Annotated in this window: 16 protein-coding genes; 5 read left to right on the top strand and 11 right to left on the bottom strand. The window is 35.5% G+C overall.

Going from position 1 to position 19,119, the window contains the following annotated elements; genetic code table 11:
* The first annotated feature begins 33 nt into the window (after positions 1-33).
* Positions 34-1,725 carry a formate--tetrahydrofolate ligase gene (locus tag D612_RS0105135; RefSeq protein ID WP_017754422.1) on the top strand — a complete coding sequence of 564 codons (1,692 nt, stop codon included), beginning with the start codon at positions 34-36 and terminating at the stop codon, positions 1,723-1,725.
* A 411-nt stretch (positions 1,726-2,136) separates the two neighbouring features.
* On the opposite strand, the gene D612_RS0105130 is transcribed toward D612_RS0105135, so the two are convergent.
* On the bottom strand, positions 2,137-3,693 hold the full coding sequence (locus D612_RS0105130) for an ABC-F family ATP-binding cassette domain-containing protein (RefSeq protein ID WP_017754421.1): 1,557 nt from the start codon (positions 3,691-3,693) through the stop codon (positions 2,137-2,139).
* A 454-nt stretch (positions 3,694-4,147) separates the two neighbouring features.
* Here D612_RS0105130 and D612_RS0105120 point away from each other — a divergent pair, with 454 nt between their 5' ends.
* On the top strand, positions 4,148-5,248 hold the full coding sequence (locus D612_RS0105120) for a PRK06851 family protein (protein WP_017754419.1): 1,101 nt from the start codon (positions 4,148-4,150) through the stop codon (positions 5,246-5,248).
* A gap of 109 nt (positions 5,249-5,357) precedes the next feature.
* Here the strand turns inward: D612_RS0105120 and D612_RS17930 are convergent, their stop codons facing one another.
* From D612_RS17930 to D612_RS0105095, 5 genes are all read right to left on the bottom strand, one after another.
* Entirely contained in the window at positions 5,358-6,437 is a 1,080-nt protein-coding gene (locus tag D612_RS17930; protein ID WP_017754418.1) for an acyltransferase, read from the bottom strand.
* 133 nt (positions 6,438-6,570) lie between these two features.
* Positions 6,571-7,929 carry an alanine/glycine:cation symporter family protein gene (locus D612_RS0105110; protein WP_017754417.1) on the bottom strand — a complete coding sequence of 453 codons (1,359 nt, stop codon included), beginning with the start codon at positions 7,927-7,929 and terminating at the stop codon, positions 6,571-6,573.
* A 110-nt stretch (positions 7,930-8,039) separates the two neighbouring features.
* Complete coding sequence (locus tag D612_RS0105105; protein ID WP_017754416.1) at positions 8,040-8,762, bottom strand: amino acid ABC transporter ATP-binding protein; 723 nt, start codon at positions 8,760-8,762, stop codon at positions 8,040-8,042.
* Entirely contained in the window at positions 8,759-9,415 is a 657-nt protein-coding gene (locus D612_RS0105100; protein WP_017754415.1) for an amino acid ABC transporter permease, read from the bottom strand. The genes D612_RS0105105 and D612_RS0105100 overlap by 4 nt, the downstream gene beginning before the upstream one ends.
* Positions 9,416-9,485: 70 nt before the next feature.
* Entirely contained in the window at positions 9,486-10,331 is an 846-nt protein-coding gene (locus D612_RS0105095; RefSeq protein ID WP_017754414.1) for a basic amino acid ABC transporter substrate-binding protein, read from the bottom strand.
* A 438-nt stretch (positions 10,332-10,769) separates the two neighbouring features.
* Here D612_RS0105095 and D612_RS0105090 point away from each other — a divergent pair, with 438 nt between their 5' ends.
* Both D612_RS0105090 and D612_RS0105085 read left to right on the top strand, forming a co-directional pair.
* Positions 10,770-11,069 carry a hypothetical protein gene (locus D612_RS0105090; protein ID WP_017754413.1) on the top strand — a complete coding sequence of 100 codons (300 nt, stop codon included), beginning with the start codon at positions 10,770-10,772 and terminating at the stop codon, positions 11,067-11,069.
* Positions 11,070-11,132: 63 nt separating this feature from the next.
* Positions 11,133-11,975: a YihY/virulence factor BrkB family protein gene (locus tag D612_RS0105085; RefSeq protein WP_017754412.1), complete on the top strand. Its 843-nt coding sequence runs from the start codon at positions 11,133-11,135 to the stop codon at positions 11,973-11,975.
* A gap of 289 nt (positions 11,976-12,264) precedes the next feature.
* On the opposite strand, the gene D612_RS0105075 is transcribed toward D612_RS0105085, so the two are convergent.
* A complete protein-coding gene (locus D612_RS0105075; RefSeq protein ID WP_051023158.1) occupies positions 12,265-14,139 on the bottom strand; it encodes a heavy metal translocating P-type ATPase in 1,875 nt (624 codons plus the stop codon).
* Positions 14,140-14,452: 313 nt separating this feature from the next.
* On the opposite strand from D612_RS0105075, the gene D612_RS0105070 reads away from it, so the two are divergent.
* Positions 14,453-15,394 (top strand): DMT family transporter, encoded by a 942-nt coding sequence (locus tag D612_RS0105070; protein ID WP_017754410.1) that lies wholly within the window; start codon positions 14,453-14,455, stop codon positions 15,392-15,394.
* 94 nt (positions 15,395-15,488) lie between these two features.
* On the opposite strand, the gene D612_RS17925 is transcribed toward D612_RS0105070, so the two are convergent.
* The 4 genes from D612_RS17925 to D612_RS0105050 form a co-directional block, all read right to left on the bottom strand.
* Entirely contained in the window at positions 15,489-15,638 is a 150-nt protein-coding gene (locus tag D612_RS17925) for a BH0509 family protein (protein ID WP_017754409.1), read from the bottom strand.
* A 165-nt stretch (positions 15,639-15,803) separates the two neighbouring features.
* Positions 15,804-16,991, bottom strand: a complete 1,188-nt coding sequence (locus D612_RS0105060) for an MFS transporter (RefSeq protein ID WP_017754408.1) — start codon at positions 16,989-16,991, stop codon at positions 15,804-15,806.
* A 206-nt stretch (positions 16,992-17,197) separates the two neighbouring features.
* The gene (locus D612_RS19725) at positions 17,198-17,338 is read right to left on the bottom strand and encodes a hypothetical protein (protein WP_017754407.1); all 141 of its coding nucleotides are present in this window, start codon (positions 17,336-17,338) and stop codon (positions 17,198-17,200) included.
* Positions 17,339-17,436: 98 nt separating this feature from the next.
* Positions 17,437-18,864, bottom strand: a complete 1,428-nt coding sequence (locus D612_RS0105050) for an NAD(P)/FAD-dependent oxidoreductase (protein WP_017754406.1) — start codon at positions 18,862-18,864, stop codon at positions 17,437-17,439.
* Positions 18,865-19,119: the final 255 nt, after the last annotated feature.

Raw genomic sequence — 19,119 nt, 5'->3', positions numbered from 1 at the left:
AAAAATAAAACATAAATAATGGGTGGGAAAGAAATGAGTGTAGAGGCTAAAAAGGTAAAGTCAGACATTGAGATTGCACAAGAAGCAGTCATGAAGCCAATTAGCGAAATTGCTAATACGCTAAATTTAAGTGATGATGAATGGGAGCCATATGGAAGGTACAAGGCAAAAATTTCATTAGACGTAATGAAACGACTTCAAAAAAAACCTGATGGAAAGGTGATTTTAGTTACGTCAATCAATCCAACACCTGCTGGTGAAGGGAAATCAACAGTGACAGTTGGACTTGGTCAGGCTTTAAATAAAATTGGGAATAAGACAATTGTGGCTCTTCGTGAGCCTTCACTTGGACCAACGATGGGGATAAAAGGTGGAGCAAGTGGCGGTGGCTATTCACAGGTTATGCCAATGGAGGATATCAATCTTCATTTTACAGGTGATTTCCATGCGATTACAACTGCGAATAATGCTCTATCAGCTTTTATTGATAACCACATACATCAAGGTAATGAATGTCAAATTGACACGAGAAAAATTGTTTGGAAGCGTGTAGTAGACTTGAACGACCGCGCACTTAGACAGGTTGTCGTTGGTCTTGGTGGTCCGGTCCAAGGCGTGCCGCGTGAAGACGGCTTCAATATTACAGTTGCATCTGAGATAATGGCAATTCTTTGTTTAGCAAGTGATTTAAATGATCTAAAGGAACGATTGTCACGTATTGTTGTTGCTTATAATTATAATAATGAACCTGTGACTGTTAAGGATTTAGGAGTACAAGGTGCCTTAACTCTGTTGCTTAAAGAAGCGCTTAAGCCTAATTTAGTACAAACATTAGAGAATACTCCAGCAATTTTACACGGTGGACCGTTTGCAAATATTGCTCATGGTTGTAATAGCATTATTGCAACAAAGCTGGCGAGCAAACTTGGTGATTATGTTGTAACAGAAGCTGGATTTGGTGCGGATCTTGGAGCTGAGAAGTTTTTAAATATTAAATCTCGTATTGGTGAATTGAAGCCACAGGCTGTCGTTATTGTTGCCACAATTCGGGCATTGAAAATGCATGGTGGTGTGGCAAAAGAAAACCTCTCAGTAGAGAATGTGGAAGCACTCCGTAACGGAATGGAAAACCTGCAGAAGCACATTGAAACAGTTCAAAGCTTTGGCTTGCCTTTTGTTGTCGCAATTAATCGTTTCGTTACCGACACAGATGCTGAAATAAAGCTAATTCACGACTGGTGCGATGAACGCGGCTATGATGTTGCACTTTCTGATGTATGGGCAAAAGGTGGCGAAGGTGGAATAGATTTAGCAATTAAATTGCTGAAGGTATTAGATGAGAAAGAAAACAATTTTAAGCCGTTATATGATACAACTGAACCTATTGAAGCTAAAATTGAAACGATTGCAAAAAAGGTATATGGTGCAAGCGGAGTAGAATTTTCAACGAAAGCAAAAAAACAAATTGCAGAATTTACAAGCTTTGGCTGGGATAAGCTTCCGATCTGTATGGCGAAAACGCAATACTCATTATCGGACGATCCCACAAAGCTTGGTAGACCTGAAGGCTTTACGATCACAGTTCGGGAATTACGTCCATCGATTGGTGCTGGTTTCCTTGTTGCATTGACAGGGGATGTAATGACAATGCCTGGATTACCGAAAAAGCCAGCGGCATTAAATATGGATGTTGATGCTGATGGCAAAGCTATAGGGTTGTTCTAGTATATACGTGGACCTCATCATGAATGATGAGGTCCTTTTGTTACGATTAGTCTATACTGTTTTTAGAAAGTGCATAATCTTTCTCGAAGTTGCTATTTAAGGTTATTCTGTCTCATTTAGAAAAGGAAACTGAGATGTATACTATGCAAGTATAAACTTTTGATGCTGAAACATATAGATAGTGGACATCAGTTCCGTTAATTTGAAATAATTATTGAAATTTGAACTTTTGCGGACATGGGATCCGTTAATTGATTGTATAGAAGCCATTTTCTAGTGATTTCTATAAAATAACGGATCTATTGTCCGCAATAGTAGCTTATAGTACAGGATTTTCGCAAATAGCGGATCTGGAGTCCGAAAGGTTGTTTTATTCAATAATTTTGGGCTATTTCGCCTAAGCAGAGCCATTTAAAACACCTTTGTTGTCCAAGATTCGCAATTCCAAACATCCGTGACAACGTCGTTATAAAATTCAGGCTCATGACTTATTAGTAAAATACTACCTTTGTATGCTCTCAAGGCACGCTTAAGTTCTTCCTTCGCGTCAACATCAAGGTGATTTGTCGGCTCATCAAGGACAAGCAGATTTGTTTCATTATTAATGAGTTTGCAAAGGCGAACCTTTGCTTTTTCACCACCGCTTAAAACTTCAACTTTGCTTTCAATATGCTTTGTCGTAAGTCCACATTTTGCGAGTGCTGCACGTACTTCATATTGACTTAGATGAGGGAACTCATTCCAAATTTCCTCGATACAAGTATTGTTATTCGTTGTCTTCATTTCCTGTTCAAAATAACCTGTATAAAGGTAATCTCCACGTTCGACAGTTCCAGAGATCGGCGTGATTTCTCCAATAATACTTCTTAGGAGCGTCGTTTTTCCAATTCCGTTTGCACCAACAAGGGCAATTTTTTGGCCGCGTTCCATCCGTAAATTTAATGGGCGAGAAAGGGGTTCATCATAACCGATAACTAGATCTTTCGTTTCAAAAATTAACTTGCCAGATGCTCTCGATTCCTTGAAATTGAATTCTGGTTTTGGTTTTTCTTTAGCTAATTCGATAACTTCCATTTTATCTAGCTTTTTTTGACGGGACATGGCCATGTTCCTCGTTGAAACTCGAGCTTTGTTTCGTGCGACAAAGTCTTTCAGCTCAGCAATTTCTTGTTGTTGTTTTTTGAATGCTGCTTCCAATTGTTGCTTTTTCACTTCGTATACTGATAAGAAATTATCGTAATCACCGACATAGCGATTCAATTCTTGATTTTCCATATGATAAATTAAGTTAATTACACTATTTAAAAATGGAATATCGTGTGAAATTAAAATAAACGCATTTTCATATTCTTGTAAGTAACGTTTTAACCATTCAATATGCTGTTCATCTAAATAGTTGGTTGGTTCATCAAGTAGGAGGATGTCAGGTTTCTCCAGCAATAACTTTGCAAGTAGTATTTTCGTACGTTGTCCCCCACTTAAATCTTGAACATCTCGATCAAGCCCAATATCGTTTAATCCTAAACCACGGGCAACTTCTTCAACTTTTGCATCAATAATATAGAAATCATTGTTCGTTAGTAGGTCCTGAATGGTACCAACCTCTTCCAATAACTTTTCTAATTCTTCAGGTGTTGCATCTGCCATACGCTCATAAATTTGATTCATTTCCGCTTCAAGATCAAACAAATATTGAAACGCTGTTTTTAATACATCACGAATTGTTAGTCCTTTCTCTAACACTGTATGTTGATCTAAATAACCAACTCGTACGTTTTTTGACCACTCCACTTGACCGGCATCTGGTTCAAGCTTTCTTGTAATGATATTCATAAAGGTGGATTTACCCTCACCATTTGCTCCGATTAATCCAATATGTTCTCCTTTGAGAAGCCTGAAGGAGACATTATTGAAAATGGCACGATCACCAAAGCCGTGACTTAAGTTTTTTACATGTAAAATGCTCATAATAAGACTCCTTTATTAATCATAATAGCTAACGTATCTATAATTAAGCTAAATTGCAATTAGAAACTTAGCCTATTTTTAACACACATATAAAGATTATAGCCGAGATATGAATAGGATGGAAGAATACTTTTTTAATTGGGCATTCACCTATATAGTTGTGCCTGCATATTGTATTAAAGGAAACAGAAGAAGGAATTCATATGACAATAGATAATCAAATGGTTATAGAAAAATCTACTGTAATGGAAAATCAAAACGTTGTAGAAAATCAAAATGTTGTAGAAAATCATAAAACCATATAAAATCCAGCTGCAATAGCAAACCAAATGGCTTTCAATATCTTAACATATTTTATAGATAGGTAGGTTAACAAAAGACATGTTTTCCATAAACAGAGGCTATTGGTTCAAGTATGTTGCATAAATCTACATGTGGAAAGGGGCGGAATTACATGACTGGAACGGTAATTAACTATTATGCCAGTGGTAATACGGCGAAAGGCTTTGTTAGTTTATATGATTCAAATCTCAAAGACTTAGAACGATTATTCATACTTAAAGGTGGTCCTGGAACTGGTAAATCTTCATTGATGAAAAAAGTTGGTGCGAATTGGCTTGAAAAAAACTTTGATATTGAATATTTACATTGTTCCTCTGATAATAACTCGATTGATGGGGTTATTATTAGGCAGTTAAAGGTAGGAATTGTCGATGGGACTGCGCCACATGTTATCGAACCAAAAGCTCCGGGAGCAATTGAGGAATATGTAAACCTTGGCGAGGCATGGGATTCAAATAGGTTATTAGCTAATAAATCTGAAATTGTTAGGATCTCGAACGAGATTTCAAATGCTTTTCAATCTGCATACAAGAATTTTGCCGAAGCTTTAAAAATACATGATGAATGGGAAAAAATTTATATAAAAAATATGGACTTTACTGCAGCTAATAAACTGACAGAGGAGTTGATTCAGTTATTTTTTGGCCAAATAAACTTAAATAAACAGCCAAATGTAAAACATCGTTTTTTAGGTGGAGCAACACCAAAAGGGGCGGTTGACTTTATCCAAAACTTAACGGCAAATGTGGCGAATCGTTTTTTTATAAAGGGTAGAGCTGGCAGTGGCAAATCGACGATGTTAAAGAAAATTGCGAAAGAAGCTGAAGTACGTGGTTTTGATGTTGAAATTTATCATTGTGGTTTTGATCCGAACAGTATAGATATGGTAATTGTAAGAGAGGTTGGAATTGCAATCTTTGATAGTACAGCACCACATGAGCATTTTCCGGAAAGAGATCATGATGTAATTATTGATATGTACGAAATAGTTATAAATAATGGAACTGATGAAAAATACGCAGATTCTATCAATGAAATTAAGTCTAGATACTCAGAGAAGATGAAGGAGGGTATATCTCATCTAGCACAGGCAAAAGAGCTTCATGATAAGTTAGAAGCTATTTACATTGCCGCAATGGATTTTACTGTCGTAGATAAGATTCGTTCAAATATAGAAGAGAAGATAAGCAAAATTCACGAAACTCAAAATTGATTCATGTATTGTTAAATTTATGAGGAAATCAAACAAAATAGATGAAGAAAGCTTATGCGGGATGTAAAATCTCTGCATAAGCTTTTTATTTAATTTCGTTTCATTTTCTTTATTTTCCCATGAAAATCCACGACCAGCTAAATCTTTTGATAATTATATAACCAATCCATGATAGTAGTAACGATAAAATTCCACCTACAATTATAGTTATATGATAGCCAATCGGATCATTAGATAGAAAAAAGTGCCGCCATACGAGCAATATAAATGGATGGGCGAAGTAAATTAAGAACGATCCTTGTCCCCATGATGTAAGTGTTCGTACTAGTCTTGTTGCCTGAAAATGATCATGTAACCATCTAGATATAATTAGTATACTTATACAAGTTAAAGGAACAAACGAGTAATATAAAACAAAATTTGCATAAGGCATCCAAGCTTGACCATAACCTGGAATTGTATAGCGAAGGTAATATTTAATCACAACAAGGATGGCAACAACCGTATTTAGGAATAAGTACACCTTCGAATGTGTTCTAATCTTTTCAATGACATCCTTATAATGTAATCCAATGTATGCTCCTAATAAGAAAAATAAAAGATAGGTCATAAAGAAGCTGCCAGTTGCTTGAATCTTAAAAACTGATAAATTTAATAGATAATAGATTAATTGAATTGAAATGACAATCCATATTAAATATTTACGTATAAATGTAAAACGTTTAAGAATGTACATAAAACCAGGAAATAATATGTAGAATTGAATGATAATGAAAATAAAATATAAATGTGTATAGTTTTTCCCTACTAATAAGTCACGCAGAAAGTTAGGAATATGTGTAAAAGGGTTTTGATTATAGCCTAGCTGTAATACTAAAAAGTAAAAAAGTGACCATAGTACATAAGGTATAACAATAAATAAAATACGCTTTTTAAAAAATGCTTTGCAAGTGGCTAAGTTCCATCTGCTTTCATAGCTATAAAATAACACGAAACCGCTAAGAAAAATGAACGATGGTACTGCGAATTGCACTAATGCATAAATGCTAATATAAGCGGGGTATATCGCTGAATCAGTTGGTAATAATGTAACAGGCTGGGCGATCGTATGAATAACAATCACTGCTAAAATAGCGATTGCTCTAAAAATATCTAAATATGTAATTCTTTCTTTCGTAACAGTCGTCAATGTGAAAATCCCCTTAATAAAAAAGAATTCTATTATACTATCCTATTATAGAACTTTTTTTACGACTCTTACAATCAAGAAAAAAGTCCAAATCACTTATATGATTTGGACCGATAATCATTTTCTATATTGATTAGCTATTTTGCCTCATTTTTTCTTCTTGCATTACTTTTCTAAATTTACGAGTTTCGTGAACGACCACTCCTGATAATCCGAGTAAACCTATTAAGTTAGGGAAGGCCATTAGTCCGTTCATAATATCAGCAATTCCCCATACTGCATCTAGTGTAGAAACAGCGCCAATGAATACAGCTGCTACGAAGGCAAGACGATAATATTTTACTGTTGCTTTACCAAAAAGATAAGAGAAGCACTTTTCACCGTAATAAGACCAGCCAAGGATTGTTGAAAATGCGAAGAACACTAAACCAATTGCTACGATAAGTGGCCCCGGTGACCCGATAAATTGTTCGAATGTTGCTGATGTTAACTCAGCCCCTACTAGTCCGTCTTTATAAATACCACCCATAACTAGCGTGATTCCAGTAATCGAGCAAATTACAATTGTATCGATTAATACTTGAGTCATGGATACTAAAGCTTGGCGAGCGGGATAGTCAGTCTTGGCTGCAGCGGCAGCGATTGGCGCAGAACCTAAACCAGCCTCGTTTGAGAAAACACCGCGAGCAACACCCCAGCGAATTACAGCACCAATTGCACCGCCTGCTACCGCACTACCGGTAAATGCATCAGAGAAAATAAGACCGATAGCAGCAGGGACTTCACTAATATTCATAATCATGACAATTAGGCCAGCGACTAAATAAAAAATGGCCATGATTGGAACGAAGAAAGCTGTTACTCTACCAATACTTTTAATTCCGCCAAGAATAACAAGAGCAGTAAAAATTGTTAGAACTGCGCCAGTAATCCACGTGGGAATATGAAAAGTAGCTTCCACTACATCGGAAATGGAATTTGATTGCACCATATTGCCAATCCCGAATGCTGCGATTGCACCGAACAAGGCGAATAGGACTCCGAGCCATTTCTGCCCTAAGCCACGTTCTAAATAATACATTGGACCGCCTGACATTTCGCCGTTCTCGTCTTCTACTCGGTATTTGACAGCGAGAATGGCTTCGGCATATTTTGTTGCCATTCCAAAAAGGGCGGAAAGCCACATCCAAAATACAGCACCAGGTCCCCCCAACACTACTGCTGTTGCAACCCCAACTATGTTACCTGTACCAACAGTAGCAGCTAATGCAGTCATTAGTGCTTGATAATGCGAGATATCACCCTCGGATTTTTTATCCTGGTGCTTGCTAAAAGCGAGCTTTAGCGCGTATGGAAGAGTTGTAATCTGCAAAAATCCTAATCTAATTGTCAGGAAAATACCTGTTCCTACAATTAATACCAGCAGTGGCGGCCCCCAAATCCAACCACTTACCTTATTGATCAAATCCATAAAAGTAAAAGATGTTTCCATTCATTGTTTCCTCCTCCTGCAAAAAAATATGGTTTGTATAGTAAATAAAATTATGCACCATCTAGAACTACTAAATCACCCAGTCGAATGAGGAGAATCTATAAAAACTACTATAACACCTTACTTAAAAATGCTTTTGTTCGATTATGTTGTGGATTGTTGAAAAGTTCAACCGGAACATTTTCTTCAACAATAAAACCGCCATCCATAAACAGTACGCGGTCTCCAACCTCACGAGCAAACCCCATTTCGTGAGTCACAACAACCATTGTCATACCGTCCTTGGCAAGCTGTTTCATAACCTCAAGGACTTCACCGACCATTTCGGGGTCAAGAGCGGATGTAGGCTCGTCAAATAACATGATTTTTGGTTCCATTGCGAGCGCCCGAGCAATGGCAACTCGTTGTTTTTGTCCGCCGGACAAAGAATCAGGATATACATCTGCTTTTTCCCGAAGACCAACCTTCTCAAGAAGGGCTAATGCCTTTTGTTTTGCTGCTTCAGGAGAGACTTTTTTAACCTTTATAGGAGCTAACATGATATTTTCCAAAACTGTTTTATGCGGAAATAGGTTAAATTGTTGAAATACCATGCCAACTTCTTCACGAATTTTATTAATATCAGTTTTTTTATCAACTAAGTCAATGCCTTCAATTAATACATGTCCATCTGTAATCGATTCTAAAAGGTTTAAACAACGAAGAAAGGTTGATTTACCAGATCCAGAAGGACCTATCACTACGACAACTTCCTGCGGTTTTATTTCAACTGATATATCTTTTAAAACTTCTAGTGAGCCGAAGGATTTTTTTAAATTTTTTACTTTAATCATTCCGTTGCCACCCTCTTTTCTATATAGTTAAGTAGATATGTTAGTGAGAGTGTTAATACGAGGTAGATTAATGCAACTGTTAAATACGCTTCCCAAACTCGCATATATTGCCCCACAGCTGCTCTTCCCCAATACATTAATTCAGGGGCTGCTATAATTGCAGCGAGTGAAGAGTCTTTCAAAAGTACAATGAATTCATTTCCAAGTGGAGGAATCATACGCTTAAATGCTTGTGGAATAATAATGTATCTCATCGTTTGTGTATTCGACATTCCTAAGGAACGAGCTGCTTCTGTTTGCCCCTTATCGATTGATTGGATACCTGCACGAAAGATTTCAGCTACATACGCTGCTGAGTTTAATGATAAGGTTAAAATTGTAGATACTATAGGATTTGCTGGTGTCATAAAAATTGGAACTACACCAAAATGGATTAATAATAGCTGTACTAAAAGCGGGGTACCACGAAAAAAGTTAATATACCATACAAAAGGTAAGTTTATTATTTTGATAGATGACATTTTACCAAGAGCAATAAATAAGCCCAAGATGCAGCCAATTAGGATACCGGTTATAGACATGCCAATTGTCCAAAGCGTTCCTTTTAGAAAGAAGGGAAGATATTCTGTTACAATACTCCAATCGAAATTCATATGCTTACTCCTTTATTTTGAATAAAAATTGCGTAACGGCTGCGTTACGCAATTTTTATTACGTTGTCAATTATTGCTTCAACTTTTCAATATCTGGTTCATAGCCAAACCATTGCTTATAAATTTCTGCATACTTTCCATTATCAATAACTGTCTGAACTGCAGTGCTTAATTCCTCTCTTAAGCTATCATTTCCTTTTTTGAACATTAATCCATAATATTCTGATTCAAAACTATCTGGATCTTCAATCGCAACAACCTTTGCATCAGGGTTGTTTGCAACATATTCTTGGACAACAACGTTATCTGCAATGACTGCTTCTGATTCGCCATTAATCATTGCCATAATTGCTAATGGAGTTGTTTCATATTTCTTAATGTCTGTGCTTTTCTCGCCTAGTAGCTCTTGAGCCTTAAAGTCTCCTGTTGTACCATTTTGAACACCAATTACTTTATCCTTTAAATCTTGGTAATTTTTCACGTCTGATCCTTCAGGAACTAAGATCATTTGTGATGCTTCAAAATATGGTGTTGAAAAGTCATACGTTTTTTGACGGTCTTCAGTAATTGTAATTGCTGAAATACCTACATCAACTGAACCGTTAGTGACCATTTGGAAAAGTGGCTCCCAACCAGTATGTTGAATTTCAAATTCGTAACCAGCTTGTTCCATTACAGCAGTAATGAGATCAACATCAAAGCCAACAATTTCTCCAGCTTCAATATTTTCAAATGGTGGATATGCAGCGTCTGTTCCAACTAATAGTTTCTTCTTTGCAGCTGGTTCTTGTTCAGCTGGTTCGTTCGCAGGTGCTTCTTCTGTAGTAGAAGTTTGTGATTGGCCGCATGCTGCCGCAATCATTACAAATGTCAGTGCCAAAAATAAAAGAAATGACTTAATAGTTTTAGATTTCATTTGATCTCCCCCTTAAATATGTATATTTAAACAAAAATTATATATGTTAGAAGTCTAATATGTTATTAATCAATTAGAGATCTAACAAAAGCTATATTAATAAATATAAATGTGAATTTATATTTATTCAATATCATTTAAATAAAGGTTTATTAGAATAATAAAAATACGTTAAAATCCTTCATTATGGTAATGGATAAAATTATTATACAACAACAGTCATAACTTTGTGAATAGTCTTATAATTTTTTCGGGAGAATAGTTTTTTGAAATGATATTGTTATATATAATGTAGGTAATAGTGATTTTATTCATAAAAAATGGTAATACATATTAGAAAGATGCAATTTTTGTACGATAATCGTAGTAGTAACGTTTTTAATGGTTTTAGGTGATAAATAATAAGTATTTATTTAACGATAAAAGGGGAGTTGTGGTATGGCGAAAAAGAGTAAATTAGTGAATGGAATGTTAATTGGTGCAATGGTAGGTGCCGCGATTTCTTTACTTGATCGTGATACTAGAGAGAAAGCAGTTGAAAATGTAAAAAGCTGTAGTAAAAAGGTGTGGAGTATTGCTAAAAATCCAGCAAAAATAGGAAGAGATATTGGAGAAAATATTGCTGCTGCAAGAATGAGAATAGAAGAGTTTACCGAGGATATCCATTATATTTTAGAAAAAGTGAACGATATAACAGCATCAACACAAAATATCACTAATAAAAATAGTAAGAGATAAGGAAAGGATTTAATCATTGATTGTTAAAAATTGGTTAACAACCAATGATTGTGAGGTGTTTAAATGACTGATCATAAAGTCATGAATGTGAGAGAATTTTCAAAAGAGCTGTTATACCGCTTTAATCATGATGAAGTAATTGGGTTATCTGCACAATTAGCTTATTTTTTTCTGCTGTCTTTATTTCCATTTTTACTATTTTTAATCACCTTAATCGGTTTCCTGCCAATTTCTCAGGATGATGTTCTTTCACTTGTTCATCGCTATGCACCAGGAGATACGATAAAATTAATAGAAACTAATTTAGCAATGATCCTCGAGAAAAAAAGAGGGGGCTTGCTTTCTTTTGGGGTAATTGCGACAATTTGGTCTGCTTCAAACGGCGTCAATGCAATTATACGTGCGATGAATAGAGCTTATGACGTTACGGAAAGTCGAACGTTTTTTGTTTCGAGATTAATGGCCATATTTCTAACATTTGGTATGATTTTTGTTATCATTGTTGCTTTACTATTACAGGTTTTTGGAGAAGCGATTGGTTTGTTTATTATTAAACATCTTGAAATGGCTAACACCTTTATGATTATTTGGGATACGTTTCGGATCATAACCAGTTTTTTTGTGATGGTGTCCATTCTGGCTGTGTTGTATTTTCTAGCACCAAATAAAAGACTTCGTTTTAAAGAAGTATGGACTGGTGCGGTTGTTGCGACGATAGGATGGCAATTGGTCTCATTTGCTTTCTCTTATTTTGTAACCAATTTCGGTAATTATTCAGCAACATACGGAAGTCTTGGTGGAATTATAGTTCTAATGATCTGGTTTTATTTATCAGCGATGATTATTATTTTAGGGGGGGAGCTTAATGCTATTTTGCGAATGAATAGGTTCCCATATCATAAATAATTCCAAAGCTGGACTACTTTTATAAATATGAATAGTAACCCTCGGAATATAATAAGGTTGTGAAAGTGATCCTATCCTTTCACTCATGTCCATTTTAGGAGGGGAAGATAATGGGTAAAAATCAAAAGAAAAATCATAGCAATACAAAGCACAAAACATCCAGCAGTGCTAATAAAAAGAATAACTTCCATTAAAAAATAAATATAATCTAGTTAAAGAGTCTAACATCTAGGATAAAATTTCTTCCCACATCGAGGTAAAAGCGGCCTTCGATGAGGGAAGTTTTGACTTATTTTAAAAGTCTAAGACCATTGAGAATTACTAAAATTGTACTTCCTTCATGTCCAATAACTCCATAAGGAAGATCTAGGAGTTGAAGAAAATTTGAAGCGATTAATAGCATAATAACAGAGATAGAAAATACAATATTTTGTTTGATAATCTTGTTCATCCGTTTTGATAAGATAATTGCTTCAGAAATTTTCGTAAGATCGTTTTTCATAAGTACGATGTCAGCTGTTTCAAGAGCAACATCGGTACCTTCTCCCATTGCAATGCCAACGTTTGCAGTTGCTAAAGCTGGAGCATCGTTGATCCCGTCACCAACCATGCAGACGTCTTTATACTTTGCCTGAAGTTTTTTCAAATGATCCACTTTATTTTCAGGTAAGCATTCAGCAATGTACTCATCGATCCCACTTTCCATAGCGATTGCCTCCGCTGTTTTTGTGCTGTCACCTGTTAACATAATAGTTTGAATATTACTATTCCGCAGTGTTTGAATCGCTTGTTTTGTAATGTCACGAACGGTATCCTTCAAAGCGATTAATCCTTGGATTCGTTGTTCGTCTCGTACGTATACGATTGATTTACCTTCACTGGCCAGTTTTTTTGTAATCGTACCTTGAAAAGCTTCTGCTTCATTTTTTTCCATAAAGCCCTTTTTACCTAATTTCCATTGCTTATTATATACTGTAGCCTCAATCCCCCAACCTGCAATATCCTTGAACAAAGTAGGCTCTTCGAGCTTACAGTTATATTTGTTCTTTGTATAATCAACAATGGCGTTAGCTAGCGGATGGGTGGAATGACTTTCGATTGATGCTGCAATTGTTAATAGCTCCTCTTCGGTTATCCCCTCTGCAACAATAACATCTGTGACTACCGGCTTTCCTCTAGTTAAGGTACCTGTCTTGTCAAAAGCAATCGCTTGTAGACTTGCAAGCTTTTCTAAATGGATCCCACCTTTGAACAAAATTCCATGCTTTGCTCCGTTTGTGATGGCGGCTAAAGTGGCAGGAGTGATAGAAGCAACAAGTGCACATGGTGAGGCAACAACAAGTAGGATCATTGCGCGATAAAAGGTTTCAGTCCAGCTCCAGCCTAGCAAATAATGTGGTAAAAACATCATTAGTACTACAACAAGTAGGACAACCTTGACATAAGTACCTTCGAATTTTTCAATAAATAATTGCGAAGGAGACTTTTCACTTTGGGCAGTTTGTACCAATGTTATGATTTTTTGAAATAATGTCTCGCTACTAGGCTTCGTTATTTCAACAACAATCGATCCGTTTAGATTTACAGTTCCTGCAAAAACATCATCATTCACATTTTTTGTAACAGGAATGGCTTCACCAGTAATTGCGGCCTCATCAATTGTTGTCGCTCCTCTTACTATTTCGCCATCAGCTGGAACACGTTCCCCTGGTTTTACGAGGATGTGATCACCAACTACTAAGGAAGATACAGTAACTAATTCTTCTTCACCTTCTTTAGTCAATCTTAGCGCTTCTTCAGGTTGAAGACTCATAAGACTAGAAATTTCCCGTTTACTTTTATTCATTGTGTATGTTTCAAGGGCGCCGCTAAGTGCAAATATAAATATCAAAATTGCACCTTCTGCCCAATAACCGATAATGGCAGAACCTATTGCAGCAAAAATCATGAGCATTTCTACGTTTAAGTCTTTATCTTTAATTGTATTTTCAATGCCTTCCTTTGCTTTAGCGAAACCACCAATGAGGAATGCGCTAATATATAAACCAATAGACAAAGAATCAAAGCCATTTTTTGAAAATATCCATGCTAATAAAATGAGGGCTCCGCTGAAAAAAGCTGCGATAAGTTCTATATGCTCCGTTATTTTATGAATAATGGGCATTTGCTCTGTATCTAATTGAGAATGATTTTTAGTCCGACTTATTTGTAAGTCCAATTTTTCTTCTCTCCTTTTTCTAATTGATAATTATAGTCACTATCAAATCAATATTTATTTTAAGTTCAGCAGAAGTATGTTTATAATAATTATAAAATATAAATTAGAATAATTATAAAAAGAGTATATCATTATTCATTGTTAATGGGAAGATGAAAATTACAAATTTTTCTACTGAAAAGTATTTTGCTTTTTGTAATGTAGCATATGGTATAAAATAAAAGCTTAGAGGTTAAATTGCGGGAGGGGAAGGGTAGTATTGACATCGGAAAAGTTTTTTACAAATAAGTATGGGGTAATTATTGCTGCAATGCTGGCAACATTCTTTTGGGGTAGTGCTTTTCCAGTCATTAAATTAAGCTATGACGAGCTCGCCATTCGAAGTAATGAAACAGCAGAACAGCTATTATTTGCGGGTTACAGATTTTTTTTAGCGGGACTATTTATCATTGCTTTTATGTTACTCACGAAAAGAAATGCTCGATATAAAAAAGCAACGATTAAGCCACTATTGAAAATCGGCTTGTTCCAAACCTTTATCCAATATGTATTTTTTTATATTGGTTTAAGCTTAAGTACGGGAATTCAAGGCTCAATTATCGCTGGAACAACGTCATTCTTTCAAATATTGTTTGCCCATTTTATGTATAAAGATGATGCTTTGAACTGGAAGAAGGTAATAGGTCTTGTTGTCGGCTTTACTGGAGTTGTCCTTGTGAATCTAACACGTGGAACCTTTGAATTTAAATTTGGATTAGGTGAATTTTGTTTGTTAATCGCAATGATGGCTGGTGCATTAGGGAATATTTTGGCCAAAAACGGCAGTGGAAAGATGGATGTAGCATACTTAACCGCTTATCAAATGCTTTTCGGTGCTATCGGTTTAATAGCTGCTGGCGCAATGTTTGTAGGATTTACACCTTTGCATTTTTCAGTTGATGCTGTTTGGATGCTTTTATATTTATCATTTTTATCAGCAGCAGGCTTTATCCTTTGGAACAATGTGATGAAATATAATCAAGTAGGAAAAGTATCGATGTATTTATTCTTTATTCCAATCTTTGGAGTAATGCTTTCTGCACTTTTATTGGGTGAAACGATTCATATGTTTGTATTACTAGGATTAATATTTGTTACAAGTGGAATTATTATCGTAAATCGAACTAAAACTGGAAAACAAAAAAATGCCTCTGTCGCTTGAAGCCGGGAGGCATTTTTCCGCTTGGCGCTTTTTTTCTATTGGAGCTGACGAAGGTGCTTGCGCTATTTTCAGTTTAGGTGGAGTTCCGTTCGATTTACCCTTCAATAATTTCTTCAAAATGATAATACGTACTGTTATAAATATGTTCGATTTCATCATCAGTCATATACATAAGCTTCTCACTGTGAATCTCTCTGTTTTTTGTAATAAAATCGATCATGTTTTTCCGTTCTTGTCGACTCATTATTAATTCCTCCTAAAAATTTATTTTTCCACTTTCTGTATTAATACAGTGTTTTATTGTTATTTGTATTATATAACAGTAAACAGAAAAAGGTCAATATATATTTTTGAAAAAAATAAAAATAGGCTAAACCTATAAAAGCTGCCCAGTCTTGTCATTGCAGGATTACGGTTGTGGTGAATGGACAGCTTGTTTTAACCCTTTTTGTTTAAATGCGACAAGTGAAATAAAAATAAGAAGTAAAACTGTACTAATTACATAAAAGAAACTTCCATTAGGGAACAATTGAATATATAAACCTCCGATGAAAGGACCAATAATGCTACCGATACTATAACAAACACCACATAAGATATTACCGGCAGGTAAAAGATTTTTCGGTAATAAATCAGCCATAAAGCTAAGTCCAAGTGAAAATGTTGAACCAACTAGCATCCCAGCAATTGAAAGACAAATAAATAATCCCCAAAAATTTGTTTCAAATATGCTGGCAATCATAAATGTTGTAAAGCCTCCAAACATGATTATCAGCAATAGTTTCTTTCGTCCAATGATATCACTGAGGACTCCTAACGGCATTTGAGTTAGCAAGCTACCTATTGCAAATGTTGGTAATATGATCGATAGTTGATCAACATTAATTCCTGTTCGTAAAGCATATACAGGGAAATTCCCATGAAGAGAGGCTTCTAAAAATCCATATCCCAATGGTGGTAGAAAAGCTACCCAAGCTAACTTCCATGCTTTAGCAAAACGATTAAATGAAGTATCTTCTTTCCCATCTACATCATTATCATCTTTATCTGGTATTTCATTTTTTATTGTTAATAATAGGAGCCAAGCAATTAAACTAATCCCGGCCGCAATCCAAAACGGCAAATATGTATGTATAGATACGAATCTAGTCATTAGCGGTCCAGTAGCAAAGCCGACACTAAAAAAGAAGCCGTAAATTGCAATGTTTCGTCCTCTTTTATGGATTGGTGATGAAGCAGTTATCCATGTTTGTGTTCCGAAATGAAGTAATTGGTCACCGATTCCGATTATTAATCGTAATACAAACCAAAACCAAAATGCTTGCCATAATGGAAAGACAGTCAACGAAATAATAATTAACAATGTTCCAATTGCAATCATTGGTTTATAGCCAAGCTTCCTTAAAGGCTTCTCTATAAAAGGTGATGAAATTAATGCACCGATATACATTGCAGTAGCATGGAATCCGTTTAATGTTGATGTAATTCCACTGTTTTCAAAAATAACAGCTATTAAAGGCAATAACATCCCTTGAGAAAAACCGGAAATGCCAACAATACTTATTAATATCCAAAATCGTCTGTTAGGGTTGTACATTACTAAAACTCCTGTTCGTTACTGCAATTCAGCAAAAGTATTTTGTTTAATTTTTTAGTTATTTCTTTATTGTCAATACTAAGTGAGAGTCCATCGGTAGTAAGGTTTGGGCCTAATGCAACTATCGTACAAGTATTTTAATTGGAAGACAAGCAAATTAAAAAGGCTAACAAAAGTCAGCCTTTGAGATTTATACATTATTGATATTAATGTTTCTGATGTGGTGGGAATAAAGCAATTTTTAATATTCTTAAATTTAATGATACAAAGCGTATAAATTGATAGCTTTTGCATTGTCGTGCAAATAAAGTTCTTTTTGTAGGTTTCATTTCTTTAATAAGCTCCATAAATGATCCACCTTTCATTGAAAAAATGATATTTTAAGTCGTTTCATATAAAAGTAAAAGTTTCCTACGAACGAAATTGTAAATTCGTATTGTATAATTTATTCTGGGATCATACTCCAGCCGGGATTTCCCTTCATTTTATATGAAAATGCAGTGTGTAATGATCGCTTAATCCAAGCGCCTGCAAGGCCGACCTCTAAATCGCACACGTTAAGGTCCCGTCCGTAATCAGGGTATTTGTCATAATCAGGAGCTACAGGATACATTAAGATTGTTGCAGCGGAACCATTCCAAATAGATTTTCCTAATGATGCAATACATGCCCCCGGCATTTCAGTCATTGATTCTTGGTGTGAAGGTGTTCTTCCTTCAATCATATCCACAACATTTAAAGCTACAACCTTACCAATGATCCCAGCAGCCATTCCAGTTCTAGGAGCAGTTGCAGTTATAACTGTTCCATTTTTTGTTACATGTGGCTTGGAAATAGACCCTGGAGGAGCAAATGCAATTCCTGCAGCGAATATATTTGAATAGATTGGTGATTGATATGTTGAAGGCCAATCAGAACCTTTTATGTCACCCCAGCTCTTCCCGTAACCACCATCAACAAGCGTAAAGCCGCCTGGATTTGTTAATTTTGATGTAATATCTTCACCATCTTTATTAACATATTTAATTTTTGTTCCTTGGAATTGTGGAATTAACATCGCGAAATCAAATTCAGTTTCCCCAACTTCACCTGCGTAATTTTCCCAAATTGCTTTACCAGCTTCTACTTTTGTTACTGCAGTTTGAACTTGATGGTAAACACCAAATTCAGCAAATAGCGATTTAAGAAATTGCTCGGATTTCATAATATAACCATATTTTTTTGCGTAAATACCGCCGACACCTAAGTCACCTAACGCAGGTTCGTTGGAAATCCACATAACTTTCGCGCGATCTCTTAATCCGCGTTTTACAAGGTCACTATGAATATTTGTTATATACTCTAATGCGGCACCTTGGCATGTTGCTTGACCATGACCTGTACCAATCAGAATTTTCACATTTTCCCCTTTTTCCATTCTTTCAACTGTCTTCAAGTAAGCGTCCCTTGCCATCTTCGCATGATGAATATTACAAATAGAATGAGAGTGACCATTATCTGGTCCTAAACCTTCAGTACCCTCGAAGTTTAAATGTGGCCCGGTAGCATTAATTAAATAGTCGTATTCAATTTTTTGAATTTCACCTGACCCATCATTTGCTTCTGTTACTACATATTGTTCATCTGGATGAATTTCTCGTGCCCATGCTTGTAAAAACTTAATCCCCTTTTTCTTTAAAACCGGTGCAAGCTCAAACATTGTTTGTTCAGGTTCCATTTGGCCAATACCAACCCATACTAATGAAGGAATATACGTAAAACGTGGCCATGGATTAACAACAATAACTTCATGTTCCTTTTTTAATTTCTTACGTAAATACAACGCAGCAGTTTGTCCCGAAAACCCAGCACCCAAAATGACAATCTTTGCCATCCCTTAAAGCCCCCTTTGTCGCTTTTTGTCACTAATTTGTCACTTTTGACATATATTTTCGATTATATACCTAAAGGGGTATGTTTGTGAATATAAAAGTTTTACTTTTTTAAAAATTTTTTCTTTTGTAGTCAATTTGTATTTTTTTGTGTTCAATTTGTATTTTTTACAGTACTTTATTTTTTACAAATAATGTTTTATATTGATGGTTATGGTAAATGTGTAAAATCCTATTTTTTATTAATTGTAATAATA

This window comes from Calidifontibacillus oryziterrae, assembly GCF_000331575.1.
Classification (GTDB): domain Bacteria; phylum Bacillota; class Bacilli; order Bacillales; family Bacillaceae_J; genus Calidifontibacillus_A; species Calidifontibacillus_A oryziterrae.
The sequence above is the reverse complement of the archived record's forward strand: the minus strand, read 5'-3'. Positions and strand labels throughout refer to the sequence as shown.

What these genes read in the sequence shown, in the direction of transcription:
- D612_RS0105135 (WP_017754422.1), top strand. Translation starts at nt 34, where the DNA reads ATGAGTGTAGAGGCTAAAAAGGTAAAGTCAGACATTGAGATTGCACAA.
- D612_RS0105130 (WP_017754421.1), bottom strand. Translation starts at nt 3,693, where the DNA reads ATGAGCATTTTACATGTAAAAAACTTAAGTCACGGCTTTGGTGATCGT.
- D612_RS0105120 (WP_017754419.1), top strand. Translation starts at nt 4,148, where the DNA reads ATGACTGGAACGGTAATTAACTATTATGCCAGTGGTAATACGGCGAAA.
- D612_RS0105110 (WP_017754417.1), bottom strand. Translation starts at nt 7,929, where the DNA reads ATGGAAACATCTTTTACTTTTATGGATTTGATCAATAAGGTAAGTGGT.
- D612_RS0105105 (WP_017754416.1), bottom strand. Translation starts at nt 8,762, where the DNA reads ATGATTAAAGTAAAAAATTTAAAAAAATCCTTCGGCTCACTAGAAGTT.
- D612_RS0105100 (WP_017754415.1), bottom strand. Translation starts at nt 9,415, where the DNA reads ATGAATTTCGATTGGAGTATTGTAACAGAATATCTTCCCTTCTTTCTA.
- D612_RS0105095 (WP_017754414.1), bottom strand. Translation starts at nt 10,331, where the DNA reads ATGAAATCTAAAACTATTAAGTCATTTCTTTTATTTTTGGCACTGACA.
- D612_RS0105090 (WP_017754413.1), top strand. Translation starts at nt 10,770, where the DNA reads ATGGCGAAAAAGAGTAAATTAGTGAATGGAATGTTAATTGGTGCAATG.
- D612_RS0105085 (WP_017754412.1), top strand. Translation starts at nt 11,133, where the DNA reads ATGACTGATCATAAAGTCATGAATGTGAGAGAATTTTCAAAAGAGCTG.
- D612_RS0105075 (WP_051023158.1), bottom strand. Translation starts at nt 14,139, where the DNA reads ATGCCCATTATTCATAAAATAACGGAGCATATAGAACTTATCGCAGCT.
- D612_RS17925 (WP_017754409.1), bottom strand. Translation starts at nt 15,638, where the DNA reads ATGAGTCGACAAGAACGGAAAAACATGATCGATTTTATTACAAAAAAC.
- D612_RS0105060 (WP_017754408.1), bottom strand. Translation starts at nt 16,991, where the DNA reads ATGTACAACCCTAACAGACGATTTTGGATATTAATAAGTATTGTTGGC.
- D612_RS19725 (WP_017754407.1), bottom strand. Translation starts at nt 17,338, where the DNA reads ATGGAGCTTATTAAAGAAATGAAACCTACAAAAAGAACTTTATTTGCA.
- D612_RS0105050 (WP_017754406.1), bottom strand. Translation starts at nt 18,864, where the DNA reads ATGGCAAAGATTGTCATTTTGGGTGCTGGGTTTTCGGGACAAACTGCT.